Source organism: Desulfosporosinus sp. OT (assembly GCF_000224515.1).
GTDB lineage: Bacteria > Bacillota > Desulfitobacteriia > Desulfitobacteriales > Desulfitobacteriaceae > Desulfosporosinus.
Window position 1 is genome coordinate 34,020 of the sequence record NZ_AGAF01000255.1, and the last position, 6,275, is coordinate 40,294.

Here is a 6,275-nt window from a genome sequence, read left to right on the forward strand (position 1 = left end):
TTTCTTTGATCAAAGAAGGTCACCGCCATTCGAGCCTTCCTGATTCTCTTCCTCATCAGTACTGGTTACCAAATCTTCCTCAGTAAGCTCACTTGATGGGATATCGACAACTTCAACTTTTTTATTATTTACCGTAATCGGTTCGCCTTCCGCTGCTTTTTGCGCAATATCTAATAGTTCTTGCTGTGAAAAATCATGGGAGAATCCAACCACGTTGACTACAGCGGTGCGGCCTTTCTCTGGTCCAGTCGGAACAACTAAGGTTGTTGCAAGTGCGGGATGCTTTTTCATTGCATTGCGTTCGGCAATGGTTTGAGCTTTTCGCTCTGCAAAGAGTTTATTTTGAATAAAGGTTTCGATACATGCAAGCGTATCAACATTACTAAAGTTAGCCCAAACCCCTAAGTCGCCTTCAATTCTGCAAAATATACCCTTCTGTTTATCTTCGTCCGTCAACATAGATTCTAGGCACATTCGTCCAGCTGAAGTATTTCTTTTGATCTTTTTCACAAGGTCCTGGATAAAATACATCTGGATATCGTAGAGCAGCGTAGATGTGGTGATAACCAAATTCCCGATCGGACTTAACCCAATTGCCATCTTCTTGACCCAGACCTTCGATATAGATCCTGATACTGGATCAATTATCGGGTAGGGATTCACAACCATTGAGCCATCTGGCAGCATTAACTTCTCCGGGGTAATAACAGAGACACCTGCAACCTTGTTCATTTCGTTGTAGCCGGCACCAGTGATCATAACTTTGCCTTGAATTTCGGCCAGGTGGCCTTTTTTCTCTTCGAGTTTGATTTGTGCCTTAACGGCTTTAACGAGGCCTGAATCGGTGCGCTTAACAAATACGGCTCCATCGCCTAAAAGTGCTATTTCCTGAGATTGTTCTTGGGTTTTCGTTTGGTTTACTGACATTTTCCTTTCCTCGCTCTCTTTTGTTTGAATCTAAATACTGGACTTCCTTGATTCAACCGACCATTTTAACGCCAAACTAAACTCTTCTGCGCTGCAAATTCCATACTTAACGTAATCATCTTTGTAATTCCACCAACCATTAACCCTTCGATTCCATATAAACCGCAATGCATCGATATATTCATCCTCGGAATTCACCGTTGGATACACATCGCTATTCCCTAAAGAGAAGCCTCGTCTCCTTAGTTCGCGCTCTTGGTCGGCCATTTGGCATAAATCGCCACTCAAAACAAACATGTCGTCAATCCTCTCTCTCCAAAACTTCTTCGGCCCATGCCCGATCCACTAACGGTTCGACTTTGGCCAGATTTATGGTACAATCTAGGTGAGATAATTCTTTTTCAGCTCCTGCTCTAACAGGGGCTTTTTCTTTTTCCATGGATTCGATTTCTTTCCGGAGTATTTCGGCAAACATCGGCATGACTTCGTTTGCAAAAACTAAGGCTTGAGGTGAGTAATCCGTCTTGATACTGAATAGGTCGAGAGGATCGTCCCAAACATCGTTGATTGCATCACTATCTATGATCTGATAAATAAGGATATCCAGTGAACCGGAATAGTCATCTAATCCAGTAATAACATCCCATGCATCACGAGCTTGTCTCTTATTGCAAAGCAACTCGCGTCGAGCATCGATAATCACGAGTTTCCATCTTTTTAGGGTTTCCTCGTAATCAAATTCCTCTCGCTTACTAACCTTTTTGAGCAAGTAACTTGTATCTCTCGCAAGCTCAAGAATAAAATGCTTAAACGACTTTCTGCCATGATTCGGCCACATATAGTTATAATCACCATAGTCGGATTGACAGTTAAATAACCCTGTTGCTTCATCAATGGTGAATACGGCCCAGCCGTAACTTCCCCAACGGATAGTGTATTTTTCGCAGGTCGATTTACTAAAGGTGTAATCTTCCATGGTCCCCTCCCCAATTCGTACTGTCGATGTAAAGAGGATTCACATGCCTTTGGCCTATCTTTCGGCCATCCATGTAGTCGACTACGATTCCATCGTCGCTAACTTCAGCGAGAGTTTTGTGGGATTGTTTTTCGGCGTTCATACCTCGCACTGATCCACCCATGGAGAGAAGGATCTGGTTCCATTGCCCGTGGTGACGTTGCTCTTTCTGATTTTGCAGGTACGTTTGTACAAGAGCATTGAAACGTTTAATCTTAAGAAGTTGCTTGCGAATTAACTTAGCGACCTTTTTCAGCATCTTCGTCCCGCCTTTCTCCGCTTCCTAGATCTTGGATATCGCTTGTACTCATCAGGCTTTAGCCTTGACTTAGCTAAAAACAGCACAAACGATGTTATGGACCAGTATCCAGCATGACCTAGCTCCCATATGGCTCCGCAACGGCACATCGTTTTGACCTGAGCCTCGGGAAACTCTACAGCTTGTCCGCATACACATTGCGCGGTTGACGCTTGCTTTAGTACCATGGCTGTCCTCCTCTAAATCATGACTCCCCGCTTTTTCAGCGAGTCTCTCCACAGATTTTGCATCTCAGGTGAGCAATGGGCTAAGGCGTCCTCCCAAGATGGCCAACGTCCGTTCTGCTGGTAAAACTTGTACTGATAGTAAGGGCTCTGTTGGTTGTGTGGCATCGCTGGATCATGCTTCACGGCGCACTCTTGGCAAACGTCGGGAGCGCATGGCATGAGCGTTCCTTCTTTGGCCAGGTTGATTTCCTTGACGTTCATTTGTTTCTCACCCCCTCAAATTTTTAAGCAACCCTCCCTCGCCCCATCGCAATAAAGCAACTCTCGGCAATCTCTAACTCCTCGGCGAAGCTTGTCCTCTTGCCGAAGTTAGATCGATTGACCCTTATGTCCGTGTCTACGAGGTCCTTGAGTTCCTCGAATTCGGTGTCGGTCATGGGGCCGAATTCTGCTTCGAGGATGGATCTGAGCATAATTTCACCTCGTCTTCCTCCTTATATTTCTTCCCGCACGCCGGACAGAATCTAAACATGATTTGCTGCAGCTCATCGACCGTATCGCCATCAGGAAGTTCATGGACTGCTTTCAGGAGAAGTGCTTCTACCTGCTTGCAGTTGCAAAACGGATCACAAGGAAGTAATTCTAACGTCAGGTAGAAGGCGAGAGCTTTGTCGGCCAGCTCTTTCGCAAGTTCCCGAGATATCTCGATTTTTTCGTTCGACTTTGCGCGACTGCCTTTCTTAATCCAGCCGACTCGCGGCGTGTGCATGATACTTATTACCGCTTCATGCGCTTGGTCTTTATTTGTGATCTGATCTTTCATGATTCCACCTCCCCTCATTACGCTGCATTAACCTCCGCTTTAGCCTCCTCCTGAGTGTCGAAGTTACCCGCGAATTTACCATCAATGTAGAGCTCGACGTAGCCGCGCTTTGGAACGATTTCATATGACATGGCATCACCTCCCTCCTAACCAACGTTTTCACAAGCTTGTCCTCAGTGGACACCAATTTGATTAGAAACTTAATATACTCAGGGAATGTATCCTGGCATAGAGTCCAACATTGCTTGATGGGCTATTTGGCACGCTTGAGCTAGATCGCTGTATCGCCCTAGGTATTTCTTTTTTCCATCTAATCTCAATGTCACTCTCCATTTGCCACGCTCTTCATTCCAACTAACTCCGCGATGCCCGGATTTGTTAGAATTCCTCATTGGAAGGTTTTGCATATTTACGATATGAGTTACTACGCGAAGATTTTCTCTCGTGTTATTCAATGTGTCGTGGTTGATGTGATCGACTTCCATACCCTCTGCACAATTAGTTAGCAATCTATGAAGCCTTAATGTCTCAACCTTACCTTTCTTCGAAGAGAGGTTTATTGCATAGAAATTATTACAGCTAAACCTAGCGAACCATTTACCGGTAATGCCCTGAGCCTTATTTAAATCCTCAATGTCTATCATTGTCTCCATTACCGAACCATCTTTGCGATCTAAAAATATTGCGACCTTATCACCCCTGATTTCAAAGCGGTTTTTCATACGCCCCCCCTTTTTTCCTTGCCTTGTTTGTTACTCAGTTCTCAATGCGCACCAACCCGGGCTTGGTTTCGCTTCCCTCGAGGGAATGTAGGTTGCACGTTTTTTCTTGGCATCTGGGGAATTAGGGTGATTGCAGAAGCTTTTCTTATAGAAATGAAAGTTCCAGTTGCAGGATTTGCACTTTGGCGCTGCCAAGGTTGGGATCACCTCCTTTTGTTGGTAACGTTTTAATGTTGTGTCGTTTTCGACACAAATTAGCTAAAAAAAATTTCTTCAATTGGCAAACTGAAATATTTACTCATTACTCGGGCTTCAGACATTTTGAATTCCCTTCGTCCGGTTTCCCTGGCAATATACGCGCTTTCGGAAATACCTATTATTTTCGCCATTTTTGCCATAGAAACACCGCGTTCTGCTCTCAATCCTTTGAGTTTGGCAAATGTGATTTTTTTAGCTTTAGACGCAACTGCCATACAATATACCTCTTTCTTAAGTAGTCGTGTCGTTTTCGACACCTTAATATTACACCTCGTCCACTTAGCCGTCAACCCTAAAATATTAACTTTATGATACGAATTGCAAGATTATGTTTTACAAACGACACAAAATATGTATAATATAAACGAAGGAGGTAGTAAAAGTGGAAGAAGATAATTTGTTTTGGAAAAGATTGATTGCGTTACGAGAAGAAAAAGGGTGTTCCCTAGAAGAGTTAGCAAAGCACGTTGGCATTACAAAATCAGTTTTGTCTAAATACGAAAGAGGGCTCCATGTTCCAGGATTAATGGCCGCAAAACGAATTGCAGACTTCTTTAATGTTTCCATCGACTATATAACTGGTAATTCTGAGGAAAGGAATAACGTCGCCAGGAAAGCATTCCAAGACCTTTTTAAAGACCTGTCTGAAAACGAAAAAAGCGACGTAATTAAATATATTGAATTTATTAAGTCTAAAAAAGAAGAGTAATTTTTTATAAAGATTAGGGGTGAGGCAAGTGGGAAGTGTATTTCAAGATAAGAAAACTAAACGCTGGATTGGTGTAGTTGAACTTCCCTGGAAAAAATCAGATGGTAGTAGGAATCAGAAAAGGGTTTACGGCAAAGGTGTGCCCGGAAGCGCTACTCAAAAGAAAGATACTCAAAGAATGGTAAATGAACTCGAATATGAGATTGAAAACAATCTATATGTTCAAGAATCAAATGCAACTCTTGAAAATTATCTTAAGGAATGGTTTAAGGTTTACGCCGCCAATTTAGAAGAGACTACCCAGCAGTTATACCAAATGTATATTGATGTTCATGTCGTCCCTAAAATTGGACAATTAAAACTTAAGAAGATTAAGCCTATGGATCTCCAAGGATACTACAATGAAAAACTTGAAACCCTATCAGGAAACACAGTGGGTAAATTGCATACTTTTCTTAATCGTGCTTTCAAGGATGCATACAGGAATAGACTTATTAAATTTAATCCTTGCGATGGTGTGGACAAGCCAAAGAAGAAAAGAAATCAGTTAACAATTTTAGAGGAAGAAAACTTTTATCACTTACTGCGGATGGTCGAAGGAACTTTTGATGAAGTTTGTATTCTTCTGGCTGGTGTATGTGGATTAAGAAGAGGGGAAATATTCGGGCTACGGTTAAGGGATATCGACTTTAATAAGCATGAGATATCCATTGAAGAAACTAATGTCCGTTTCAATAAAGGATGGATTATTAAGGATCCTAAGAACGATACTAGCAAACGAAAAATATCAGTACCGGCATTCGTTACTGACACAATAAATAAATATCTATCATCTCTCAAAATTGTCCCAGAAAGAATTTGCAGTCAATACAAACCTGGTTCTTATAGTGGGCATTTTAAAAAGCTTTTGGAGGATAACAAACTCCCTCATATACGATTCCATGATCTACGGCACTTTAATGCTACAATCATGCTAAAGTATGGGATACCGGATAAGATTGCTTCTGGTCGACTAGGTCATAGTCAAGTGCAAACAACAAGGGAAATATATCAACATGTTTTACCTGATATGGATCACCATGCTTCAGATGTGCTAGAAGAGGTATTTTCGAAAAGAAATGATAAAAAAGCGGGTCAGAAATAAAAGTTTCCTGACCCGCTTTTTCTTGTGTGTACATTTTTCGTGTACACTGATTTGTACACAGAGTAGGCTGTTTTATCTGAAAGCGTGTCATTTAAAACACAAAGCAACGCTGTTAATTGCGATAGTGAGTAAAAAAGGTGGTTTTTCAAGATCCGCTAATAGTCAGTATTTCATATTTGACACATACTAGG

12 protein-coding genes are annotated in these 6,275 nt (G+C 42.0%); 2 read left to right on the top strand and 10 right to left on the bottom strand.

All coding sequences use genetic code 11. From position 1 onward, the window contains the following. Positions 1–9: 9 nt before the first annotated feature. The 10 genes from DOT_RS24675 to DOT_RS24715 form a co-directional block, all read right to left on the bottom strand. The gene (locus tag DOT_RS24675) at positions 10–927 is read right to left on the bottom strand and encodes a hypothetical protein (RefSeq protein ID WP_009624307.1); all 918 of its coding nucleotides are present in this window, start codon (positions 925–927) and stop codon (positions 10–12) included. Between the two features lie 30 nt (positions 928–957). Beyond that, positions 958–1,224, bottom strand: a complete 267-nt coding sequence (locus DOT_RS24680; protein WP_050809957.1) for a hypothetical protein — start codon at positions 1,222–1,224, stop codon at positions 958–960. 4 nt (positions 1,225–1,228) lie between these two features. Continuing rightward, the gene (locus DOT_RS24685) at positions 1,229–1,903 is read right to left on the bottom strand and encodes a hypothetical protein (RefSeq protein ID WP_009624309.1); all 675 of its coding nucleotides are present in this window, start codon (positions 1,901–1,903) and stop codon (positions 1,229–1,231) included. Continuing rightward, on the bottom strand, positions 1,884–2,201 hold the full coding sequence (locus tag DOT_RS24690) for a hypothetical protein (protein ID WP_009624310.1): 318 nt from the start codon (positions 2,199–2,201) through the stop codon (positions 1,884–1,886). Before DOT_RS24690 ends, DOT_RS24685 begins: the two co-directional genes overlap by 20 nt. Continuing rightward, positions 2,195–2,428, bottom strand: a complete 234-nt coding sequence (locus tag DOT_RS24695; protein ID WP_040413430.1) for a hypothetical protein — start codon at positions 2,426–2,428, stop codon at positions 2,195–2,197. The genes DOT_RS24690 and DOT_RS24695 overlap by 7 nt, the downstream gene beginning before the upstream one ends. A 12-nt stretch (positions 2,429–2,440) precedes the next feature. After that, positions 2,441–2,689, bottom strand: coding sequence for a hypothetical protein (locus DOT_RS24700; protein WP_050809958.1), 249 nt, complete (start codon positions 2,687–2,689; stop codon positions 2,441–2,443). A 23-nt stretch (positions 2,690–2,712) separates the two neighbouring features. After that, the gene (locus tag DOT_RS30020) at positions 2,713–2,865 is read right to left on the bottom strand and encodes a hypothetical protein (RefSeq protein ID WP_207637074.1); all 153 of its coding nucleotides are present in this window, start codon (positions 2,863–2,865) and stop codon (positions 2,713–2,715) included. Further along, positions 2,862–3,269: a hypothetical protein gene (locus tag DOT_RS24705; protein WP_040413431.1), complete on the bottom strand. Its 408-nt coding sequence runs from the start codon at positions 3,267–3,269 to the stop codon at positions 2,862–2,864. The genes DOT_RS30020 and DOT_RS24705 overlap by 4 nt, the downstream gene beginning before the upstream one ends. 191 nt (positions 3,270–3,460) lie before the next feature. After that, on the bottom strand, positions 3,461–3,973 hold the full coding sequence (locus DOT_RS28035; protein WP_009624314.1) for an HNH endonuclease: 513 nt from the start codon (positions 3,971–3,973) through the stop codon (positions 3,461–3,463). A 254-nt stretch (positions 3,974–4,227) separates the two neighbouring features. Continuing rightward, positions 4,228–4,446, bottom strand: a complete 219-nt coding sequence (locus tag DOT_RS24715) for a helix-turn-helix domain-containing protein (RefSeq protein ID WP_009624315.1) — start codon at positions 4,444–4,446, stop codon at positions 4,228–4,230. 167 nt (positions 4,447–4,613) lie between these two features. On the opposite strand from DOT_RS24715, the gene DOT_RS24720 reads away from it, so the two are divergent. Both DOT_RS24720 and DOT_RS24725 read left to right on the top strand, forming a co-directional pair. Further along, positions 4,614–4,940 (top strand): helix-turn-helix transcriptional regulator, encoded by a 327-nt coding sequence (locus tag DOT_RS24720; RefSeq protein WP_009624316.1) that lies wholly within the window; start codon positions 4,614–4,616, stop codon positions 4,938–4,940. A gap of 28 nt (positions 4,941–4,968) precedes the next feature. After that, the gene (locus DOT_RS24725) at positions 4,969–6,084 is read left to right on the top strand and encodes a site-specific integrase (protein ID WP_009624317.1); all 1,116 of its coding nucleotides are present in this window, start codon (positions 4,969–4,971) and stop codon (positions 6,082–6,084) included. Positions 6,085–6,275 lie beyond the last annotated feature (191 nt).

Excerpts from the sequence above, each read along its gene's own strand:
- DOT_RS24695 (WP_040413430.1), bottom strand. The coding sequence starts at position 2,428 with ATGGTACTAAAGCAAGCGTCAACCGCGCAATGTGTATGCGGACAAGCT.
- DOT_RS24675 (WP_009624307.1), bottom strand. The coding sequence starts at position 927 with ATGTCAGTAAACCAAACGAAAACCCAAGAACAATCTCAGGAAATAGCA.
- DOT_RS24680 (WP_050809957.1), bottom strand. The coding sequence starts at position 1,224 with ATGTTTGTTTTGAGTGGCGATTTATGCCAAATGGCCGACCAAGAGCGC.
- DOT_RS24685 (WP_009624309.1), bottom strand. The coding sequence starts at position 1,903 with ATGGAAGATTACACCTTTAGTAAATCGACCTGCGAAAAATACACTATC.
- DOT_RS24715 (WP_009624315.1), bottom strand. The coding sequence starts at position 4,446 with ATGGCAGTTGCGTCTAAAGCTAAAAAAATCACATTTGCCAAACTCAAA.
- DOT_RS24700 (WP_050809958.1), bottom strand. The coding sequence starts at position 2,689 with ATGAACGTCAAGGAAATCAACCTGGCCAAAGAAGGAACGCTCATGCCA.
- DOT_RS30020 (WP_207637074.1), bottom strand. The coding sequence starts at position 2,865 with ATGACCGACACCGAATTCGAGGAACTCAAGGACCTCGTAGACACGGAC.
- DOT_RS24690 (WP_009624310.1), bottom strand. The coding sequence starts at position 2,201 with ATGCTGAAAAAGGTCGCTAAGTTAATTCGCAAGCAACTTCTTAAGATT.
- DOT_RS24705 (WP_040413431.1), bottom strand. The coding sequence starts at position 3,269 with ATGAGGGGAGGTGGAATCATGAAAGATCAGATCACAAATAAAGACCAA.
- DOT_RS28035 (WP_009624314.1), bottom strand. The coding sequence starts at position 3,973 with ATGAAAAACCGCTTTGAAATCAGGGGTGATAAGGTCGCAATATTTTTA.